Genomic DNA, 22,878 nt, shown 5'->3' with positions numbered 1-22,878 from the left:
TTATTCAATCAAAGTCCCCACTCAACATTAGGTTTATCACCCATAAACAGCTCCAATGTACCTCCGGCTGCAATGTCCGCAAAATCAAGATAACATTTATTGTATTCCTGACCGTTCAACAAAGCTTTTTGTATATAGATGTTATTTATGCTGTTATTATGAGCTATCACCGTGAATTTCTTACCAGTATAATAACTGGGATCAAGATTGAACTCTACCTTATCAAAAACCGGACTTGTAATCTCCATACGTGTATTTCCCGGACAGGAAGGATGAATACCGGAAGCAGCCAACACATACCACGCTGACATCTGACCTACATCTTCATTGCCAACAATCCCTTCAACTTTGTTTGCATAAGCCTTTTCACATGTATAGCGTGTCCATTTTTGAGTATACCAGGGAACTTCAAGCTGATTGAACAAAAAAGGAACGAAGTGCACAGGTTCATTCGCATGGTTATAATATTCATTCCACAGCATATTAGAAGGAGTTTTATCAAAGAAATCTGTTAAATCCGCAATAACTTTCTCCTTACCACCCATCAAGTTCACCATTCCCGGAACATCGTGAGGTACAAACCAACCTTGCTGATAAGAGTTTGCTTCTATACACCCATACCATTCTTTAAGACGTGCATTCTCCGGCCATTCTACCCATGCACCATCTGCTTTACGGGGACGGAACCATCCCTTTTCTTTATCAAAAATAGAATGATATGCCTGTCCCTTTTCATAGAAACATTTGGCATCGTCTTCTTTCCCCATAGCTTTCGCTAATTGAGATATACACCAATCAGTATAAGCATACTCCAAAGTGGTTGAAATACTCAATGGTTCCGGAGCATACCCCAATGAATCATTACCAAAACGACGGGATGTGTTAACGGCATAACGATATGCTTTCTCTGCATCATACGTACGAATCCCTTTGATATACGCATCTGCCAAAACAGACAAAGCAGGATTTCCCAACATACAGCCGGAATAGGAATTCAGCAATTCCCAACGTTCATAGTATTCGCGCCCACTCTGATCTGCCATAGTAATCAATGAGTTCAGTTCATCACTTACTAAACGCGGATTAATTATAGTCTGCAAAGGAAACTGACTACGAAATACATCCCATCCACTGAATATAGTACGTTTTGTAAAAGTGCTGTCAGCCGTATGTATTTTATAATCACCGCCTACATAACGTCCGTCTACATCTGTATAGATACGAGGATCAATCATCGTATGATACATGGCAGTATAGAATATCGTTTTTTCATCATCCGTACCACCGGATATCCGGACACGATTAAGTTCTTTATTCCACAATTCAGTAGCTTCCTGCTTTACTTGTCCAAAATTTTTAGAGGCTATTTCTTGTTCAAAGTTATTTGCAGCACCCTCCATATCAACAAAAGAGATACCAACTTTCATCTCTACAGTCTCTCCCTCCTTCGTTGGAAATTCAGTAAAAAAGCCCAGATGTTTACCCGTCAATTCTTTCTTGTCTTTTATAACCGGAGCTTGTGATACACGAGTCAAATAAGGAATACTCACTACTTCATCACGTTTCCGAACCCAATGTTCGGGAATATCTGCACTCCAAAAGCCATAATTAGTCAAAGGTTTACTAAATTGTGCATAATAATAAACGGTATAATCGGCTTTTCCTTCACCATTACCCCATCCACCACCATCAGGTGTGCACTTCATCCATCCTTGAATAGTGTAATCATCTACAACTTTAATATACTGTGAAGTAGATGTTCCCCCTACTCTACGAGCTAAATCAATCTGAATACGCGATTGGTCACTAGAAGGATAAGTAAAATGCAAAATTCCACAGTGCGGTGTCGCGCTACTTTCTACTTTGATATGATAATCAGTCAATTCTACCGAATAATATCCGGCCTTAGCCGTTTCAGTGGCTTTGTTATAAGCCGAACGATATCCTTTTATACTATCATTATTCTCTTTACCTGCCACTTTATATAATTCACCAGTTGTAGGCATCACAAGAAAATTGCCCAAATCACCAAACCATCCCACACCACTCATCTGGGTAAAGGCAAATCCTTCGATTGTCTTATGTTCATCACTGTATCCGGAACCGTTATCACCTCCCGTTATTGTATTAGGACTAACCTGTACCATACCATACGGAGTCGTAGCTCCGGGAAAAGTTTTACCTAATCCGTGATAAACACCGGCAGCCCCTACACTAGTACTGGCACCAATAAACGGGTTTACATAATCAGTCGGAACCAAATCTTCCGATACGGTATTGGTTGATGAGCAACCCGTCATCCAACACAAAAAGCAAACAATTAAAAGATTAGCAGTCGCTTTATACATAACAATAATCTAATTATTTTAAGTCAAACTAAGAACGAAAGTCTTAATACCAAACCGAGGCATTGAAATCATCATTTCCGATTTACCTGCACGTGTTTTTATCTTCTTTCTTTCGATACATTGTCCATTCAAATCAACTTCCTCCACTCCGGATAATGGCATGTCAATGGTAACCTTTTGTAATTTTTCGTCCCCTTCAGAATTGAACAGGCGCAATAGTACCTTTCCATCTTTCATTTGAAGAGCACTCACTTGATAACCAGTATTCTGTAAATCAATAAATGATTTCGATTCCGGTTTTGCCACTGGATAGCAAGAATACAGCAATGGTTCATTCCAACAATCGCTATCATCTGCGATTGATGCTTTGTCCCATTTGCCGCGATGAGGTATAATTGCATACTTCATCCTCAAAGGGTGTGTTATTTTATAATCAGGTCCCCAAAGTCCTCCACCCGAATATTGAGCAGTCAGTCCTAATGGATAGTCCTCTCCATAAGAATAAGAAGTAGTATGGTCTGATAATAAAGCCAGAGCATAGTCGCCTTCCTGTTCAGCCAAGTCAACCCAATGAAGTATAATATTATGTTTGATTTGATCCCAAGAACCAAAGAAAGTATCAGTCAGTTTGCTTTCACATACATCAAACGGTGCATTTTTATAGACATGGGGAGAATGTAAATCAGTCGGGAATAATACACTTAGTTTAAACCGATCGTCACAATAAGCCCGACGATTATCACGCCAACGTTCCTCTTTATATTCACCAATACCTACATTCTTTTTCCAGTCAACCGTCAAATCAAAATCAATTCGTCTCGTTCCTTTAGTGAGAGTGATTACCTGTGTAAACGGATGGGAAGCAATCTCACCCTCTATCTTAATTTTTTGCTCATATACATTATCCCTTACTACTGTCAGCTTGGCCGGAGTCTCTATAGAAGAACGAAATTTGCCTTCTTCATAAAAAAAGCCTCGTAACTCCCCTAAAGCATATTTCTCCGTTTTACCTGCAAAATCCTTGTTCCCTTCTTTTTTAGCTATCAGGCTTTTTATGGTTCCTCCCTTTGATAAGTCAAAAACAATTTTATACATATCATTTTCAACCACGTATTCCTGTTTATTCACCTTATTACCTTCCAAAACGAATCTACTCTCCGAAGCCTCTTTCTTACCGGCTTCTTTCTTTTTTATACAATACGTGGAATAACCAAAGGGAGGAATCTCTGCCTCAAAAAATAATCTTATCTCTTTACCTTCATTTTCTACCAAATAACCTATATCTTTACCTTTCCAGTCATAGACACTTAAATCCGCATTTTCAGATTCCGTAGGCAGAAGAACACTTACGACTTCCTTTCTTCTCATTCCTAATGTATTAAAAACACGTATATATTGCTGTTGAGCATTATTTTGCGGAATAAACTTTTCATTAAAGCTCTGCATAGATGCCTCAATAATTCCATCTGCAATATGATTGGTACTATCTGTCCATCGCTTAATCTGATCAGCCCATGTTCCTTTCCTATTCAGTCCATTATAAGGCACAATCCATGAATCATGATGTTGTGCCAACATCAGTGTACGCCAAGCCTCATCCATATCTGCCTGTCGACAAATATATTTATTTTCCAGATAAGCCATTACAGACATTTTCTCTGCCATGACAATTCTATTTTCTGAAACGCGTACTTCTTGCGCTATTTTTTGCAAAACCTGACTTCCCCACATAAGATTCACATGTATATCTTCCTGTGAAAAGTACCAATTATCATCCGTTTTTCCGATGGAGACATTTTCAATGTAATCTCTCCATGTCATATATATAGAATTATTTTTTGTGTTCTTTCCACTTCCCAGCCATGGGCCGTTTTTCCATCCCGCATCCTGAAAACACATACCAACGGGGTGTTTGATACCTGCGTTACGGCAATCTTTTAAATAAGCATCCGAATTTCCCCAAGCAGTTGTCTGCCAAGTTGATCCCGGCTCTAGTTTTTCACAAGCATATCTGGGAACGGTCAAGATTGCAGTCCCGTCCGGTCCCATCCAATTAACCAATTCTCCGCCATAAGCAGCAGTATACCCTCCCCAACAGGTATTGGGACATTTTAATACAGCATATTTAAAGCCGAACTGTTTAAGGATTTGTGGCAAGCAACTTGTGAAGCAAGGTTCTTCTACCGAATAGGTTACAAAATCCACCCCCGGAAAATGTTTGTTTATTTTAGCAATACCATATTGAAACTGTCTTATTATACTCTCTCCCGAGATATTATAGCAATAAGGCTGTGCATAAGTAGAGTTCGTAAACTCTACCTGATTACTAGTAGCCATCTCTTTAAAACGCAAATAAGCCTCCGGAGTCTGTACTCTGACTGTATCCCATGTTTCAGGCTCTATCTCCATACAAATCCGCCAATCCGGATGCATAGCCAGCTGATCCACAATAAATTGAGTTTTCCACTTTACCGGATAATGGCCATATATCCCGCCATGATACCCATCAACAAAATAAGCTTGTTGAGAATAAACATTTGCATAAAAGAAAACAGTCAGTAATATGATATAAATTTTACTCATAGTATCCTAAAGCTATTTATCTTTGTGTTGCTCCATTCTACGCATAAATTCATATAATTTATGTTGGACAACTTCTTTATTATTTTCATATTCCGGAGATATCCAATCAACGAGTGCCAGCAAATTCTGATTTTCTATAAATTCTTCCTTCAGCCTTTCGTTGTTTTCCACTTCTATGAGAAACTCTGTTTTTTCATCAGAAGTAAATTCATCCGCAAAATATTTATTCAGACAATTCTCCATATACACAGTCCTTTTTTATCAAAGAACGATTATCTCAATAAATACCCCTAAAAAATACCGATAAATTCATTAAAAAGTTATGCAGCCAATGTCACATTGAGTTTTGCTCTCAACTTTTTTAGTGCTATTCCCATCTGACATTCCACTGTATTTACCGAAATGCCCAAACGTTCGGATATTTCCCTATACTTCAATCCTTCCATGCGACTTAACAAAAATATGTCACGACATCTTTTAGGCAAACTATTGATAGCATCCCGTATCAGGTTCTCCATCTGATTTCTTTCTGATATATCATATACATCAAAACGATCCAAAGATTGCAATTTCAGATTCAACTCAATCTCAAAAGAAGCCTTCACATTCTCGACATACTTTTGCTCGAATACTTTATGCTTTAAATAATCCAAACATTTGTTTCTTACAAGCCTGAAAAGATAAGCATTCATATTCTCAATATGATTCATTGACTCTCTCTTTTCCCATAAGTCTGTAAACACATCTTGTGTTATGTTCTCAGCCTCCTCTTCCGACATCACAAATTCTTTTGCAAACCGAACTAGTTTGGGATAATAAATAAGATACAATTCTGAAAAACTCATAGTTGTGTGTTTCTTTAGATTAGTATTCAGTTATCAAAAATCTTGTGATGCAAATATAGAGATGAAAAAAGCCTACTTCTTAATGGAAGTAGGCGGGAAAGTAAACGTTTTAGAGATTAATATATGTATATAAATCTAATAATCAACACTTTAAAAAGATTTCATTTTTTAGTTTTGGTAAACCGGATAGAATCATTTTTGAGACAAAGAACCAAGCATTTTTACCTCCTCCTCAAAGATATTACTATCAAGAGTGGACATTCTCTTCACTTTACTCTTATAATTATAGATTGTCTGCACAGAATAATGCAAAAATACAGCAATCTGTCCAACATCGGTAATTCCTAACCGTATCAATGCAAATATGCGTAATTCTGTATTCAGTTGGTCCTTTTCCAGTTTATAGCGTTCCTCCGGTTTCAACAAAGCATTGAACTTTTCCACAAAGTTAGGATACAATTTAAGGAACGCTTTATCAAAGTTATGATAAAGTTCTTCAAGTTCCTTTTCAAAAGGTCGGGAGGATGACTTATATAAATCATCAATCTGTCCGGTCTTGATTTTCCTGTTCACATTCTTCCTGTACTCATCGAGTTTATTAATATAAACAGCACATTGATTCATAAAATACCCCACATATTTTTCCTTAATCAGATTAGCTTCGTCGAGATTCTTATTCAGTCCGACCAGTTCCTCATTCATAGCTTTAAGATGCCGTTTAGCCCGGGATACAATTTTTGTTTGTTTATATGTAAAATACAGGGTGATAGCAAGAGCTACCACAAACAAGCTAGTCAGAAATATATAGAAACGGAGGTTCTGCTTTTGTTTTTCCAACCGGATCAAGTATGTATTTTCAATAATCGGATGGATACGAGCAATTACCGTATTCTTAAAACGGGAATTATAAAAGATGGCATCATCCAACGCTACTTTTATATAATTATAAGCCCTGTCTATATCTCCTTTATGATACAAATTAACTGCCAATGTCAATAATGCCTCATTCTCTTTGACAGCTAGTTTTGTATCTGTCATAGCAGCCAGCATTAGAAACTTTTCTTCCAGTGCATAATTCCCAATCAACCGATAAGCCCTGGCAAGTCCCATAGCCATCATAGCATAGCCATGGGATGCCGGCTCTTGTTTATCATATATCTCTGTCAAAATCAGAAGAGCCTCTTTGGTACTTCCCTTATCTTGAAGCTTCACAGCTTTTTCTTTTCTATATTCATCCGACTGATCAAATAAGATGCTCATCACGGTATCCCGATAAGCCTCTTTTTCCGATATATACTCGTTTGAAAAACGTACATCGTCCGTGTATTTAATGAGATTTTCATAATAACGTATACGATTCCAGCAATACAAAGCTTTCAAATGATCGGGTAAATCTGCACATTTTATCGACTTAAAAATATCATTTGCTTGAATAAACAAACCGGATAAAGAATAGACAAAAGCCAACCGAAGCTGCTCTTCCAAAAGATATTCTTTATTACCGATTGTTTTTGCTATATCAATATTCTCATGAATGTATTGTTCTGCCGAGTCACAGACAAAGGTTTCATATTGATGGATAATCTCTTTATTTAAATTGTATATATCCTCCAACGAATTAAGGCCAACCTTCTTTTTCTTTAATTCTTTTATGGTAGCTTCTTTTTTCTGGGTATATATCAAACGTTCAGAAATCACTTTGTCTAACACCTTCAACAAAGAATCATTCTCACTATCTGCATAGAGGTAAAACAAGGAGTTTAGAAGGAAAAATATAAACCAAAGTGTGCGTTTCATAATCATGTATTCTTTCTTAATCTGCAAAAAAATGTATTTTCTTTGTGTAATTCGCAAAAAAGAGCGTAAATCATTCTTTTTATTGCATCTTTTAACAAATGAAGATGGAGAAATTACCCCATTCTAAATGATATTTGTGAAACCATACTGATTAAAAAATGAATCTAAAAGATATGGAGTTAAAAAAAGCTTTTTTGCCATACGGACTTTGCAAAAAGTATAAATATTAGTTCTATATTTGCAGCCGTTAAAGGAGAAAGATGAAACAAAGCTTAAAATTCGGACTACTTTTAGTGTTGGCTTTGCTCATCCATTGCGCAACTAACGGAGCAATGGAAGATATGTGCAAAGTTTCCTCCCCGACTTATCGGCAGGAGAAATGCTATGTATCACAAGATCGTCCGATTCAGGATGCTTTGGAACGTCTTTATAATCTTTATACGACTCAAACCTGTGACATGAGTCATACAGACGTCGCACATGTTCCGACAGATAAAAGCATGTTTTTGTTAATCGCTTATTTCTGTGACCATTACAAACATCAAAGTCCACCTTACCCTGTCTCATCCCATTCTCCTACATACTATTACGATCCTATCTCCTATTATATATATGGGTTGAGAAAGATTGTCATTTAGCCTACAGTACAGTAGACTCTTTTGCTCGTCATTTATTACAGTTGGTTTTATTCTCCATAGGGCGAATAGACTAATTGCTTATTTCTATATAATATTCAATCTAAACAGCTATTGAATTATGAATTTTACATTTTTAGTTGTTGTTTTACTGACAGCGCTTGCTTTTGTCGGTGTAGTAATAGCCCTCTCGCGTGCTATCTCTCCCCGTTCATACAACCTGCAAAAGTTTGAGGCTTATGAATGTGGTATACCGACACGTGGTAAATCATGGATGCAGTTCCGTGTAGGCTACTACTTGTTTGCCATCCTATTCCTTATGTTCGATGTCGAAACAGCTTTTCTGTTTCCGTGGGCGGTAGTTATGCGTGACATGGGACCACAGGGACTTATTAGTGTTCTCTTCTTCTTTATCATTTTAGTTCTAGGTCTTGCTTATGCCTGGAGGAAAGGAGCTTTGGAATGGAAATAACCAAAAAGCCAAAAATAAAATCTATTCCGTATGATGAGTTTATCGACAATGAATCATTGGAAAAGTTGGTCAAGGAACTTAATGCAGGAGGAGCCAATGTTGCCCTCGGAGTACTTGACGACTTTATCAACTGGGGGCGCAGCAATTCACTGTGGCCGCTTACCTTTGCAACCAGTTGTTGTGGTATCGAATTTATGGCACTGGGTGCCGCGCGTTATGACATGGCCCGCTTTGGGTTTGAAGTAGCACGTGCCAGCCCGCGTCAGGCTGATATGATTATGGTATGCGGAACAATCACCAATAAAATGGCTCCGGTACTGAAACGACTTTATGACCAGATGCCCGATCCGAAGTATGTGGTTGCCGTAGGCGGATGCGCTGTCAGCGGAGGTCCTTTCAAGAAGTCCTATCACGTAGTAAACGGGGTGGACAAGATTCTTCCGGTAGATGTATATATTCCCGGATGCCCGCCACGTCCTGAAGCTTTCTATTATGGCATGATGCAATTGCAACGCAAAGTGAAAATAGAAAAGTTCTTTGGTGGAGTAAACAGAAAAGAGAAGAAACCGGATTATTTAAAAAATGAAGAATGATGAATGATGAATGAAGAATTCGCATGCAACATCCCGGCAGATTTTTCATTCTTAATTTTTCATTCTTAATTTAATTTGATTTATGCAAGAAATACAATTTATAGCTCCTGCAGCGTTACACGACGAGATGCTGCGCTTGCGAAATGAAAAACAGATGGACTTTCTCGAAAGCCTCACCGGTATGGACTGGGGAGTAGCCGATGAGAAAGACGCTCCGGAAAAACTCCGCGGCTTAGGCGTAGTCTACCATCTGGAATCTACCATTACAGGCGAACGGATAGCACTAAAAACAGCGACAACCAACCGCGAGCTACCGGAAATTCCGTCTGTCAGCGACATCTGGAAGATAGCCGACTTCTACGAACGTGAAGTTTTTGATTTTTATGGCATCACCTTTGTCGGTCATCCTGATATGCGCCGGCTCTACCTGCGCAACGATTGGATCGGTTATCCGATGCGTAAAGATAACGACCCGGAAAAGGATAACCCACTGTGCATGACTAATGAAGAGACGTTTGATACGACTCAAGAAATAGAACTGAACCCGGACGGAACCATCAAGAACAAAGAGACGAAACTGTTCGGCGAAGAAGAATATGTAGTCAACATCGGTCCGCAGCACCCTGCTACTCATGGTGTAATGCGCTTCCGTGTTTCTCTGGAAGGTGAAATTATTCGTAAGATTGATGCGAACTGCGGGTATATCCACCGAGGCATCGAGAAAATGAATGAAAGCCTCACTTACCCTCAAACATTGGCTTTGACAGACCGTCTGGACTATTTGGGCGCGCATCAGAACCGCCATGCATTGTGTATGTGCATTGAAAAAGCCATGGGCATTGAGGTCAGTGAACGCGTACAGTACATCCGTACCATAATGGACGAGTTGCAACGTATCGATTCTCACTTGCTGTTCTACTCTTGTCTTGCTATGGACTTAGGAGCGTTGACAGCATTCTTTTATGGATTCCGTGACCGCGAGAAAATTCTCGATATCTTTGAAGAAACTTGCGGCGGGCGTCTGATTATGAACTACAATACGATTGGCGGTGTACAGGCTGATCTTCATCCTAACTTCGTCAAACGAGTAAAAGAGTTCATTCCTTATATGAGAGGAATCATCCACGAATATCACGATATATTCACGGGTAACATCATCGCACAAAGCCGTATGAAAGGCGTCGGTGTGTTAAGCCGTGAAGATGCCATCTCTTTCGGTTGTACAGGAGGTACAGGCCGTGCATCAGGATGGGCGTGTGACGTACGTAAACGAATGCCATACGGTGTATATGACAAAGTCGATTTCAAAGAAATCGTTTATACGGAAGGTGACTGCTTTGCCCGTTACCTAGTGCGTATGGATGAGATTATGGAAAGTCTGAACATCATTGAGCAATTAATAGACAATATTCCCGAGGGACCTTATCAGGAAAAGATGAAACCTATCATCCGTGTTCCGGAAGGCAGTTACTATGCAGCAGTAGAAGGAAGTCGTGGTGAATTTGGTGTCTTCCTGGAAAGTCAGGGTGACAAAACGCCTTACCGCCTACACTACCGTGCTACAGGATTGCCGCTTGTTGCTGCAATTGACACCATTTGCCGGGGCACAAAGATTGCCGACTTAATTGCTATTGGCGGAACAATAGATTATGTCGTTCCGGATATTGACAGATAATACTTAATTATTAAAAATATATGTTCGACTTTAGTATAGTAACAAACTGGATACATGAGCTACTGCTCTCCATTATGCCGGAGGGATTAGCCATCTTTATAGAATGTGTAGCTGTCGGCGTGTGCCTCGTAGCACTGTATGCCATCCTGGCTATCATATTGATCTACATGGAGCGTAAGGTCTGCGGTTTCTTCCAGTGTCGTCTTGGACCGAACCGTGTTGGTAAATGGGGTTCTATCCAAGTGGTCTGCGACGTGCTCAAAATGCTGACCAAAGAAATCTTCATGCCGAAGGGTGCCGACCATTTCCTTTACAATCTTGCTCCATTCATGGTGATTATCGCTTCATTCCTGACTTTCGCTTGTATTCCTTTTAATAAAGGTGCGGCGATTCTGGACTTTAATGTGGGCGTGTTCTTCCTGTTGGCAGCTTCCAGCATTGGAGTTGTCGGTATCTTGCTGGCCGGTTGGGGTAGTAACAACAAATTCTCTTTGATCGGTGCCATGCGAAGCGGTGCACAGATTATCAGTTATGAACTTTCTGTTGGTATGAGTATCATGACAATGGTAGTGCTGACGGGAACCATGCAATTTTCTGAAATCGTAGAAGGACAAGCTAATGGTTGGTTCATCTTCAAGGGACATATTCCTGCGGTCATTGCTTTCATCATCTATCTGATTGCCGGAAATGCAGAATGTAACCGTGGCCCGTTCGACCTTCCCGAAGCAGAAAGTGAGTTGACTGCCGGATATCATACTGAATACTCTGGTATGGGCTTCGGTTTCTTCTATCTGGCAGAATATTTGAATCTGTTTATCGTAGCCAGTGTTGCCGCCACCATCTTCCTGGGAGGATGGATGCCGCTGCACATTGTTGGTTTGGATGGATTTAATGCTGTAATGGATTATATTCCGGGCTTTATCTGGTTCTTCGCCAAAGCATTCTTTGTGGTATTCCTTCTGATGTGGATCAAATGGACTTTCCCACGCTTGCGTATCGACCAGATCTTGAATCTGGAATGGAAATACCTGGTCCCAATTTCTATGGTAAATCTATTACTAATGGCATGCTGCGTAGCTTTCGGCTTCCACTTTTGATAAATGAAAATTATGGAATATAAAGATAAAAAATATACGTACTTAGGTGGTCTGGTGCATGGCATCAGTACACTGGCAACGGGTATGAAAACCAGCATCAAGGTATACTTCCGTAAGAAAGTGACCGAGCAATATCCCGAAAACCGGAAAGAGCTGAAAATGTTCGACCGTTTCCGTGGTACGCTGAATATGCCCCACAATGAGAATAATGAACATCGCTGTGTAGCTTGCGGACTGTGTCAAATGGCCTGTCCGAACGATACAATCAAAGTGACCAGCGAAACCGTCGAAACAGAAGATGGAAAGAAGAAGAAAATCCTGGCAACCTATGAATATGATTTGGGTGCCTGTATGTTCTGCCAGCTCTGTGTCAATGCTTGTCCGCACGATGCCATCACGTTCGATCAGAACTTCGAACATGCAGTCTTCGACCGGACGAAACTTGTCCTGAAGTTGAACCACGACGGTAGTAAAGTAATAGAAAAGAAAAAAGAAGTTTAGATATGGGATCAACACTTGAAACAGTAGTATTCTACTTTTTGGCAGCATTTATTATTGCTATGTCCATCATGACGGTGACTACCCAACGTATCGTACGCTCGGCCACCTACCTGCTCTTCGTGCTCTTCGGCACGGCCGGCATCTATTTTTTGCTGGGTTACACCTTTCTGGGTTCCGTTCAGATTATGGTTTATGCCGGTGGTATCGTCGTTCTTTATGTATTCTCCATCCTGTTGACCAGTGGAGAAGGCGACCGGGCCGAGAAAGCAAAACGAAGTAAAGTCTTAGCCGGACTCTTCACTATGATTGCCGGTTTAGCCATTATCCTTTTTATCACACTGAAGCACGATTTCATGCAGACAGCTAATTTGGCCCCGCAAGAAATTAGCATTCATGCTATCGGGAACGCTTTATTAAGTAGTGACAAATACGGTTATGTATTGCCTTTCGAAGCTGTCAGCATATTATTGCTGGCGTGTATCATCGGTGGCATCATGATTGCACGTAAGAGATAGGAATTTTAAGTATTAACTATCAAAATAGAGTTCGAATATGATACACATGGAATATTACCTGGTAGTTTCTACCATCATGATGTTTGCAGGAATCTATGGATTCTTTACCCGCCGAAATACACTGGCTATCCTGATTTCTGTAGAGTTAATGCTGAATGCTACGGACATCAACTTCGCCGTATTCAATCGTTTCCTTTTTCCGGGGGGAATGGAGGGTTATTTCTTTGCACTCTTTTCCATCGCCATCTCGGCTGCGGAAACTGCAATAGCTATCGCCATCATGATTAACATTTATCGTAATCTTCGAAGCATTCAGGTGCGCAATCTGGACGAGTTGAAGTGGTGATTTGTTTCATTCCCAGGAACAAGGTGTTTCATCCCTTGAAACACTTCGTTTCACACCGAGAAACAAAGTGTTTCTCACCGAGGAACAACTAGTTTCACACCGGGAAACCAAACAGAAGGTCCGAGTATAGTGATTATCAGCTATAAGACCAAGAATTAATAATAATAACTCAAGTAATTAAATAAAACTGTATGGAACTAACAATTCTAATACTCCTTCTTCCTTTCTTCTCCTTTCTCATATTGGGAATCGGAGGTAAATGGATGTCCCACCGGACAGCGGGTACAATTGGTACGCTGATACTGGGAGCAGTAGCAGTACTATCCTACGTTACAGCTATCCAATATTTCTCCGCTCCACGACTGGAAGACGGAACATTCGCCACACTGATGCCTTACAACTTCACGTGGCTTCCTTTTACAGAGACTTTACACTTCGATTTGGGCATCTTGCTCGATCCTATATCGGTAATGATGTTGATCGTCATCTCTACAGTGTCACTGATGGTACATATCTACTCTTTCGGTTACATGAAAGGAGAAGTCGGTTTTCAACGCTATTACGCTTTCCTATCCCTGTTTACCATGTCTATGCTGGGATTGGTCGTTGCAACCAACATCTTCCAGATGTACCTTTTTTGGGAGCTGGTGGGGGTAAGTTCTTATCTGCTAATCGGTTTTTATTATACAAAACCGGCTGCCATCGCTGCTTCCAAGAAAGCGTTTATTGTTACTCGCTTTGCTGACTTGGGCTTCCTGATCGGTATCCTGATTTACGGATATTACGGTGGTACATTCGGCTTCACTCCGGATACAGTATCCTTGATAAGCGGTGGAGCTTCTATGCTTCCGTTGGCTCTCGGACTGATGTTTGTCGGTGGTGCCGGTAAAAGTGCCATGTTCCCGTTGCATATCTGGTTGCCGGATGCAATGGAAGGTCCTACTCCGGTCAGCGCATTGATTCATGCAGCTACCATGGTAGTTGCCGGTGTATATCTGGTGGCACGTATGTTCCCACTTTTCATTACATACGCACCGAATACGCTGCACATGGTTGCTTGGATAGGTGCATTTACAGCATTCTACGCGGCAAGTGTGGCTTGCGTACAATCAGACATCAAACGTGTACTGGCTTTCTCTACCATTTCACAGATTGGCTTCATGATGGTAGCTCTGGGTGTTTGTACTTCCATGAATCCACACGAAGGAGGTTTGGGCTACATGGCTTCCATGTTCCACCTTTTCACACATGCCATGTTTAAGGCATTGCTCTTCCTCGGTGCAGGTAGCATCATTCATGCTGTACATTCTAATGAAATGTCCGCTATGGGAGGTTTACGCAAATATATGCCGATCACTCACTGGACATTCCTGATTGCTTGTCTGGCTATTGCCGGTATTCCTCCGTTCTCGGGCTTCTTCTCGAAAGATGAAATTCTGGCTGCTTGTTTCCAATACAGCCCTGTAATGGGATGGGTGATGACAGTCATCGCTGCAATGACAGCTTTCTATATGTTCCGCCTTTACTACGGTATTTTTTGGGGCAAGGAAAACAAAGAACTTCATGCACATCACACACCACATGAGAGTCCGTTGGCTATGACTTTCCCGCTGATGTTCCTGGCAGTTGTAACTTGTGGAGCAGGATTTATTCCTTTCGGACACTTCATCAGTTCGAATGGTGAATCTTATTCTATCCATCTCGATCCGTCAGTAGCTATTACGAGCGTTGTTATTGCGATTATTTCGATTGCAATCGCTACATGGATGTACAAGAATGCCAAACAGCCTGTTGCTGATTCGTTGGCAAAACGATTCAAAGGTCTGCACAAGGCAGCCTATAATCGCTTCTATATTGATGATATCTACCAGTTTATTACGCATAAGATTATCTTCCGCTGCATCTCTACTCCTATCGCATGGTTCGACCGTCATGTAGTGGATGGATTCTTTGACTTCCTGGCATGGGCCACCAATACAACAAGCGACGAGATTCGTGGTTTGCAGAGCGGTCAGGTACAACAATATGCGTATGTGTTCCTTTGCGGTGCATTGGCACTTATCCTACTGCTGATTCTCTAAATAGTAAATAGTAAATCTTTAAATAGTAAATCATAAAGATGAATTTCTTATCCATATTCGTACTTATCCCCTTATTGATGCTGGCCGGACTTTGGGCAGCACGAGGAATCAAAGCCATCCGGGGGGTTATGGTTACTGGCGCATCGGCACTTCTGATTGCCTCCGTCGTACTTACATTCCTGTATCTGGGAGAGCGTAGCGCCGGAAATACGGCAGAAATGCTTTTCCGTGCAGATACGCTTTGGTATGCCCCGCTTCACATATCTTATTCAGTAGGTGTTGACGGAATTTCGGTAGCCATGTTGTTATTGTCTGCTGTCATCGTATTCACCGGTACATTCGCTTCCTGGCGCCTGCAACCGCTGACGAAAGAATATTTCCTCTGGTTCACCCTGTTGTCTATGGGAGTATTCGGATTCTTTATATCCGTCGATTTGTTCACCATGTTCATGTTCTATGAAATTGCGTTGATACCGATGTACCTGCTGATTGGTGTATGGGGATCAGGACGTAAAGAATATGCAGCCATGAAACTGACCCTTATGTTGATGGGCGGTTCCGCTTTCCTATTGATCGGTATTCTCGGAATCTATTTCGGCTCGGGAGCAACCACCATGAACCTTCTCGAAATTGCACAGTTGCACAACATACCTTTTGCACAGCAATGCATCTGGTTCCCGCTGACTTTCCTCGGCTTCGGTGTATTGGGCGCCCTTTTCCCGTTCCACACATGGAGTCCTGACGGTCACGCTTCTGCCCCGACTGCCGTATCCATGCTTCATGCCGGAGTATTGATGAAACTGGGAGGTTACGGATGTTTCCGTATCGCCATGTATCTGATGCCGGAAGCAGCCAACGAACTTTCCTGGATATTCCTGATACTGACAGGTATCTCTGTAGTCTACGGAGCCTTCTCCGCTTGCGTACAGACCGACTTGAAATATATCAATGCTTATTCATCCGTATCTCACTGCGGACTGGTTCTTTTCGCCATTCTGATGCTAAACCAGACAGCAGCAACAGGAGCAATCCTTCAGATGCTTTCGCACGGATTAATGACAGCCTTGTTCTTTGCTCTGATCGGTATGATATATGGACGTACACACACACGTGACGTTCGCGAACTTGCCGGTTTAATGAAAATTATGCCGTTCCTTAGTGTATGTTATGTGATTGCCGGTCTTGCCAACCTCGGTCTGCCGGGATTAAGCGGTTTCATTGCTGAAATGACTATCTTCGTCGGCTCTTTCCAGAACAACGACGTATTTCACCGCACACTGACCATCATCGCCTGCTCTTCGATTGTGATTACCGCAGTCTACATCCTGCGCCTGGTAGGTAAGATTCTATACGGAACCTGCACCAACAAACATCACCTCGAACTGACCGACGCAACTTGGGACGAACGTGTAGCCGTTATCTGCCTCATCGTTTGCGTTGCCGGACTAGGTATGGCTCCTTTCTGGGTTAGCCACATGATTGGTGAAAGCGTATTACCGGTTGTCTCACAACTAATCCCCTAACTCATAAATCATAATTCTTAATTCATAAATAAACAAGATGGATTATTCACAATTTCTAAATATGCGAGAAGAGCTGTCGCTCATAGCTGTCTTACTGCTGCTATTTCTAGCTGACCTCTTCATGAGTCCGGATGCACACAAAAATAGTGGGAAAGCACGCCTGAACACCATGTTGCCCGTTATTCTGATGGCTATCCATACGGCTATCAACTTGATTCCGGGAACTGCTGCCGATGCATTCGGTGGTATGTATCACTATGTACCGATGCACACTGTTGTTAAATCGATCCTGAATGTCGGTACACTGATTGTTTTCCTGATGGCGCACGAGTGGATGAAAAGAGAAGACACTTCATTCAAACAAGGAGAATTCTATGTGCTTACACTCTCTACCTTGTTTGGTATGTATCTCATGATTTCCGCCGGACATTTCCTGATGTTCTTCATCGGTCTTGAAACAGCTTCTATTCCGATGGCAGCATTGATTGCCTTCGATAAATACCGTCACAACTCTGCCGAAGCAGGTGCCAAATACATTCTGACAGCTCTTTTCTCCAGTGCATTGCTGTTGTTTGGTCTGTCCATGATCTATGGTTCTGCCGGGACTCTTTATTTCGATGACCTCCCTGCCCATATCGACGGAAATCCGTTACAGATCATGGCATTTATATTCTTCTTCACAGGAATGGCATTCAAGTTATCACTGGTTCCATTCCACTTATGGACAGCAGACGTTTACGAAGGCGCTCCGAGTACAGTTACCGCTTATTTGAGTGTTATATCAAAAGGATCGGCAGCATTTGTATTATTGGCCGTCCTTATCAAAGTATTCGCTCCAATGATTAATGACTGGCAGGAAGTACTTTATTGGGTAACCATCGCTTCTATCACTATTGCCAATATATTTGCTGTCCGTCAGCAAAACCTGAAACGTTTGATGGCGTTCTCCAGTATTTCGCAAGCGGGATATATTATGTTAGGCGTTATCGGAGGCACAGCACAAGGCATGACGGCATTGGTATATTATGTATTAGTGTACGCTGCCGCCAACCTCGGAGTATTTGCCGTTATCACTATCGTGGCATTACGCAGTCAGAAATTCACGCTCGAAGATTACGCAGGACTTTATAAAACGAATCCCAAAATCGCTCTCTTGATGACTCTGTCTCTGTTCTCATTGGCAGGCATCCCTCCGTTTGCCGGATTCTTCTCTAAGTTCTTTATCTTCATGGCTGCTTTCGATGCAGGTTTCCACTTGCTGGTATTCATCGCATTGGTAAATACAGTGATTTCGTTGTATTACTATCTATTGATTGTAAAAGCAATGTATATCACTCCTTCCGACAACCCAATTCCTACTTTCCGCAGCGACCGCTGCACAAAATGGGGACTGGCACTTTGCACGCTGGGTATCATCGGACTGGGTATTGCAAGTATTGTATATCAATCTATCGATAAACTGTCGTTCGGAATTTAAACGGACTACACCTTTTCACCAAAGAAACGGTCTTGGTTTCATGTCAGTATCAATCGACATCAAAACCAAGACTGTTTCTTCTATATAAAAGCCGCTTTTATTAATGAGGAAGGAAGATATTCACCTGCCTTATTACCACTCTACCGGGCACAGTTCATCTCTTCCGTCACGATCACTCCGGGAATAGTAAACCAAAACCTTGATCCTTTTCCTTTTTCAGAATCAACGCCAATCCGCCCACCTAATTGTTCAACGATGCTCTGACAAATAGAAAGTCCCAATCCTGTACCGTGTACAAAAGAATTAAGCTTCACAAAACGCTCAAAGATATGTGGCAACTGCTCTTTTTCAATACCGATTCCCGTATCTTCGACATAAAACTCCAATTCTCCGTCTTTTAGTTTATACCCCACATGAATACTTCCTTCAGAGGTAAACTTCATTGCATTGTTAACAAAGTTAGAGATCACCTGATGTATACGGTTACGGTCACTAATGACATGACAAACCGGAAGATGATCATCAAACACCAGTTCCACCTCTTCTTTCGCTTTCATCCCCATAGAGCGGACAATATCCTCACATAACAGATTTACATCTACATCTCCGTTAGTAAACTCAAATGTACCCGCTTCAATCTTTGACAAATCGAGTATATCTGAAATTAATTGCAACAAAAGTTCATTATTCTCACGTACAATCTTAATATACTCCTGACGTTCTGCCAGCTCTTCAGTTTCTACCAGCAAATCGGAGAAACCGACAATGGCATTCAGCGGCGTACGGATTTCATGACTCATATTGGCAAGGAAAGCACTTTTCAAACGATCCATCATCTCTGCTTTATCACGTGCCTGAATCAATTCGGCTTCAGTCTCCTTCAATTCTGTAATGTCATAATTGATACCGATGATTTCTATTTCATTTTCTTCCGGTTTATAATTGGTGACCATTACATTACTGCTGACCCAATTCCATTCGTTCTTCGTTCCGGGACGACGAATACGCATCTCCCCTTGGAAATGCCTCCTTTTTCCGTCTCTGACTCCATCATAAAAATCAAGGAAACGCTTACGGTCTTCGGGATGCATTTGGCTATAAACTGCTACCACCTCACTCAAAGGAATATCTTCCTCCTCACCTAAATTCTTATACCACTGTTTTATAGCATAACCTTTGCGGTTCAAGAGATTCAATTTAGCATATCCTACTTTTGCATAATCGGATATCATCAAGAAGAAATTCTCAAAATCACGAATACGGTTCATTGCATCAATACGCTCCGTATTGTCAATGCTTATTAAAATATATCCGCTGAAGTTGCCCTCATTATCATATAGTTTACTAACCTTCGAATATAGTTCTATCACATTAGAACGGCTTGTCTCATAATATCCTCCTGCTTGCTCAAAAGAATAATTAAGTCTGAAATCCACCAGATCTTCATTCCGCACACGATCACGAATCCCCTGCGGCACATTCGGATTCTCAAAGAAATTAACCCCTATCACATCCGATTTATTCACTACACCGAATATTTCTAAATCCTTATTATTCAAATCTATCAAATAGCCGTCCTTATCGTAGATCTCTACTCCTGCCGGAATATTAGCAAAGATATTCTTAAAGAGTTTTTCACTACGATCCAATGCCCGGTTAGCTTGTACCGATCCCGTAGAATCGAGGAATAGACCGACTATTTCGTCCTTTCCGGGAGAATAAATCACCCAATGCGTATACCGTTCCGTTCGAGGGAAATATTCATCTTTCTCTCTATAAGAATTACTATCCAGTATTTCTTCCAGAAAATTAAGTTTTTGGAGATAGTCAGGATGCTTTTCAGATGCCAAAGAACCAATATACGACTCCAAAGGAAGCCCGAAAAAGGTTGAACTGACCTCATTCGCATCCGTCACCCGATAATCGCAAGGTTTATTATTCTCGTCACGGATAATGGACATACGTATATATCCCATCGGCATAAAATGAAACAGATTATTTAGGAAAGTCTGTTCACGGATTACCTTGTCCTTAGTTTTACGCAACTCGATACAGATATTTATAATATTTCCCAATGAGGAGAACCATTGAAAATCTTCATTACTCCAGTCATGGTAAGTCTCAACCAAATCAATCCCCATATATCCCCAAACGCGGTCGCCTGTCATCAAAGGAGTCACCATTAACGATTTGATTCCCTGAACTACAAGAATCTGATATTCATCAGGAGCCTCTTCTAATAACTGCTCCAATGTATTTAAAATAATCGGCTTGCCCGATAATATCTGTTCACTCCACCATTTTGACTCACTGGCAGGCATGTCCTGCAGATTGTCTATCTCTGCCGATACTCCTTCAGAAACAACTTCGTAGATACAACTATGATGGGCATAAATTTCATCGTATTCAAAAATATAAACACGACCTTTTCCATTATAAAGATTCAGAATATCTCTTAAAATATCTGCGATACAAGATTCTACTGCCTCATCACGTAGGAAACGAAGCAACGATTGCGAAACAAAATTCTGACGACAAAGCAGGTCATTCACACGTCTTAATGCATCCCTTTGATCTTCTTCCTTGGGAGCCTCAACGCGCTGGATTATTCCGAAAGACTTATCACCTCCATCAACACCTGTACCCTTCTCACGAAAAGCCAGACGGGTATGCAACCAGACCTCGCCATATTTTGAATGAATAGGGAAAGTTTGTTCATAAAAGTCCTTATGGATAGAAGAATTTGCCCGGAACTCCTGGGCAATCTGCTTGCGATAATCTTCACGTATCAGGTTCAGAAAATCCGAAGTAGAGATGGTGTCGCCGTCCAATCCCAAAAGATCAGAAAGATAATCGGAACATAAATAATATCCTGCCGTTAAATCTACTTCCCACCACCCGATTTGTGCAAGAGAAGCCATTTTTCTGTATCGCTCGTTGTCTGTCTGCATATTTTGTATTATTGTAAGACAATAGGTTGACAAATATACAAAAAAGGTAATCACTGATACCATAAAGGAGCAAATAAAAAAGCTAAAAGAAGATTACGAAAATAAATAAATAGAATATGGGAGAATCTGTTTGTTACAAATTCTCCCATACCTCCTATTGAAAAATACGGACTCCGCTAACCTATATCTTATTATAATGAGGAAATATTATATCCAGTCCAAGTAAACAGGGATGCATCTGCACCAGTATTCGTAGTCGGCTCGGTAAATGTATTCAATGTACCGTTCAGCTTATTCTTAAAGTTCAATGTATGGGTGATACTGATGCTGGAAGACGCACTTCCTGCCCCTTTACTGTCATTCATATCAATCAAATCGATTGTACCGCCAGAACCTTTGACAAGAGCATTGGTGATCGTAGCTTTTGCTCCACGACGGATTTTAATCACGTCTTGCATACGGTCTACATTATCCGTTGTATTGGCAGCATTATTTACGATTGTCATATTTTCAACCGCAAAGTCTGACTGACGTAAATGATCCGAATAATCACCATCCAAGTTACCATCTGCTTCAATGCCGCGCGGATCTGCTTCCGTACTGGTATAACCGCTTTCCCAAACACCATAGCAGTTTTTCAATTTACCGGAATATCCTTGAGTGAAGTCGAACATATCATCATCCGGGTTCACAGCCAACAAGTTGGTTACATTCACCGTACCGCCAAAGAATTCGATGGCATCATCTGCGCTCTCAAGAATATAGATATTCTCAATCTTGGTACCGTTTCCAACACCGTTCAGTGTCAATCCGTTGTGCTCGATATCAGCAGTAGAGCGAGCACCGGCATAGCAGATTTTCACATAAGTCAGTGAACCGGAATTGTCATTATCGACATTACCACCGTATTTATAGTTGTTGTCGATTTCCGTCAGACCTGTATCACTCTTATTGGCGTTCGAACCGGAAATCGGAGCTTTACCATTGATAATAATTCCTCCCCAATAACCGGATGTAGGGGTTGTTGAATTGGCAGTAAAAACAATCGGTTTATCAGCTGTACCGTCAGCATAAAGTTTACCGCCTTGTGCTACCAGCAGATAACTGCTGAAACCTTCGCGAGCCTTAATTGTTGTTCCGGCAGGGATATTCAGACGGCCTCCATTTTCAATGACTACCGTTCCGTTCAGAATATATTCCTTAGCTTCCAGTGTCTGTTCTCCGGTCAGCGTGCCGGACAGGATATTTTCGCCCACAACAATAGAGCTACCGGTCCCACCGTTGTTTCCACCATCTCCGTTACCATCACCGTCTCCGTCACTATCACTGCTACATGCAGTCAATGTAAGTGCTGTTGCCATAACGGCAAACGTCATAAAGTTCACAAACAATCTTTTCATTTTGCTTTCATTATTAGTTAATAATCTTATTTCATCACC

The 22,878-nt window shown here is 41.2% G+C and carries 18 protein-coding genes; 11 read left to right on the top strand and 7 right to left on the bottom strand.

What is annotated here, in order from left to right:
- Positions 1 to 8 precede the first annotated feature (8 nt).
- From LPH68_RS15360 to LPH68_RS15340, 5 genes are all read right to left on the bottom strand, one after another.
- Complete coding sequence (locus LPH68_RS15360; RefSeq protein ID WP_004324849.1) at positions 9 to 2,348, bottom strand: GH92 family glycosyl hydrolase; 2,340 nt, start codon at positions 2,346 to 2,348, stop codon at positions 9 to 11.
- Positions 2,349 to 2,366: 18 nt separating this feature from the next.
- On the bottom strand, positions 2,367 to 4,931 hold the full coding sequence (locus LPH68_RS15355; protein WP_151923685.1) for a glycoside hydrolase family 38 C-terminal domain-containing protein: 2,565 nt from the start codon (positions 4,929 to 4,931) through the stop codon (positions 2,367 to 2,369).
- 12 nt (positions 4,932 to 4,943) lie between these two features.
- The gene (locus tag LPH68_RS15350) at positions 4,944 to 5,174 is read right to left on the bottom strand and encodes a hypothetical protein (RefSeq protein WP_004305330.1); all 231 of its coding nucleotides are present in this window, start codon (positions 5,172 to 5,174) and stop codon (positions 4,944 to 4,946) included.
- Positions 5,175 to 5,251: 77 nt separating this feature from the next.
- A complete protein-coding gene (locus LPH68_RS15345; RefSeq protein ID WP_008642111.1) occupies positions 5,252 to 5,776 on the bottom strand; it encodes an RNA polymerase sigma-70 factor in 525 nt (174 codons plus the stop codon).
- Positions 5,777 to 5,968: 192 nt separating this feature from the next.
- Positions 5,969 to 7,573 carry a DUF6377 domain-containing protein gene (locus tag LPH68_RS15340; protein ID WP_151923686.1) on the bottom strand — a complete coding sequence of 535 codons (1,605 nt, stop codon included), beginning with the start codon at positions 7,571 to 7,573 and terminating at the stop codon, positions 5,969 to 5,971.
- Positions 7,574 to 7,833: 260 nt separating this feature from the next.
- Between LPH68_RS15340 and LPH68_RS15335 the strand changes: the two genes are divergently transcribed.
- The 11 genes from LPH68_RS15335 to LPH68_RS15285 all read left to right on the top strand — a co-directional run bounded on the left by LPH68_RS15335 (position 7,834) and on the right by LPH68_RS15285 (position 18,488).
- Positions 7,834 to 8,211, top strand: coding sequence for a hypothetical protein (locus tag LPH68_RS15335; protein WP_004312115.1), 378 nt, complete (start codon positions 7,834 to 7,836; stop codon positions 8,209 to 8,211).
- A gap of 118 nt (positions 8,212 to 8,329) precedes the next feature.
- Complete coding sequence (locus LPH68_RS15330) at positions 8,330 to 8,680, top strand: NADH-quinone oxidoreductase subunit A (RefSeq protein ID WP_004312114.1); 351 nt, start codon at positions 8,330 to 8,332, stop codon at positions 8,678 to 8,680.
- Complete coding sequence (locus LPH68_RS15325) at positions 8,671 to 9,273, top strand: NADH-quinone oxidoreductase subunit B (protein ID WP_004301465.1); 603 nt, start codon at positions 8,671 to 8,673, stop codon at positions 9,271 to 9,273. The genes LPH68_RS15330 and LPH68_RS15325 overlap by 10 nt, the downstream gene beginning before the upstream one ends.
- Before the next feature lie 82 nt (positions 9,274 to 9,355).
- Positions 9,356 to 10,948 carry an NADH-quinone oxidoreductase subunit D gene (locus LPH68_RS15320; RefSeq protein WP_004312112.1) on the top strand — a complete coding sequence of 531 codons (1,593 nt, stop codon included), beginning with the start codon at positions 9,356 to 9,358 and terminating at the stop codon, positions 10,946 to 10,948.
- Between the two features lie 20 nt (positions 10,949 to 10,968).
- A complete protein-coding gene (nuoH, locus tag LPH68_RS15315; RefSeq protein WP_004312111.1) occupies positions 10,969 to 12,045 on the top strand; it encodes an NADH-quinone oxidoreductase subunit NuoH in 1,077 nt (358 codons plus the stop codon).
- Positions 12,046 to 12,057: 12 nt separating this feature from the next.
- Positions 12,058 to 12,546: a 4Fe-4S binding protein gene (locus LPH68_RS15310; protein WP_004305338.1), complete on the top strand. Its 489-nt coding sequence runs from the start codon at positions 12,058 to 12,060 to the stop codon at positions 12,544 to 12,546.
- 2 nt (positions 12,547 to 12,548) lie between these two features.
- On the top strand, positions 12,549 to 13,061 hold the full coding sequence (locus tag LPH68_RS15305; RefSeq protein WP_004312110.1) for an NADH-quinone oxidoreductase subunit J: 513 nt from the start codon (positions 12,549 to 12,551) through the stop codon (positions 13,059 to 13,061).
- A 37-nt stretch (positions 13,062 to 13,098) separates the two neighbouring features.
- Positions 13,099 to 13,407 (top strand): NADH-quinone oxidoreductase subunit NuoK, encoded by a 309-nt coding sequence (gene nuoK / locus LPH68_RS15300; protein WP_004312109.1) that lies wholly within the window; start codon positions 13,099 to 13,101, stop codon positions 13,405 to 13,407.
- 191 nt (positions 13,408 to 13,598) lie between these two features.
- Positions 13,599 to 15,488: an NADH-quinone oxidoreductase subunit L gene (nuoL, locus tag LPH68_RS15295; RefSeq protein ID WP_151923687.1), complete on the top strand. Its 1,890-nt coding sequence runs from the start codon at positions 13,599 to 13,601 to the stop codon at positions 15,486 to 15,488.
- Positions 15,489 to 15,526: 38 nt separating this feature from the next.
- On the top strand, positions 15,527 to 17,011 hold the full coding sequence (locus LPH68_RS15290) for a NuoM family protein (protein WP_004312107.1): 1,485 nt from the start codon (positions 15,527 to 15,529) through the stop codon (positions 17,009 to 17,011).
- A 37-nt stretch (positions 17,012 to 17,048) separates the two neighbouring features.
- Positions 17,049 to 18,488: an NADH-quinone oxidoreductase subunit N gene (locus LPH68_RS15285; protein ID WP_008020687.1), complete on the top strand. Its 1,440-nt coding sequence runs from the start codon at positions 17,049 to 17,051 to the stop codon at positions 18,486 to 18,488.
- Between the two features lie 140 nt (positions 18,489 to 18,628).
- Here LPH68_RS15285 and LPH68_RS15280 read toward each other — a convergent pair whose 3' ends face one another.
- Together LPH68_RS15280 and LPH68_RS15275 are read right to left on the bottom strand one after the other, a co-directional pair.
- On the bottom strand, positions 18,629 to 21,439 hold the full coding sequence (locus LPH68_RS15280; protein ID WP_151923688.1) for an ATP-binding protein: 2,811 nt from the start codon (positions 21,437 to 21,439) through the stop codon (positions 18,629 to 18,631).
- Positions 21,440 to 21,630: 191 nt separating this feature from the next.
- Entirely contained in the window at positions 21,631 to 22,839 is a 1,209-nt protein-coding gene (locus LPH68_RS15275; RefSeq protein ID WP_022199698.1) for a hypothetical protein, read from the bottom strand.
- Positions 22,840 to 22,878: the final 39 nt, after the last annotated feature.

The sequence above is a fragment of the Bacteroides sp. 1_1_30 genome (genome assembly GCF_020982715.1).
GTDB lineage: Bacteria > Bacteroidota > Bacteroidia > Bacteroidales > Bacteroidaceae > Bacteroides > Bacteroides xylanisolvens.
The sequence above is the reverse complement of the archived record's forward strand: the minus strand, read 5'-3'. Positions and strand labels throughout refer to the sequence as shown.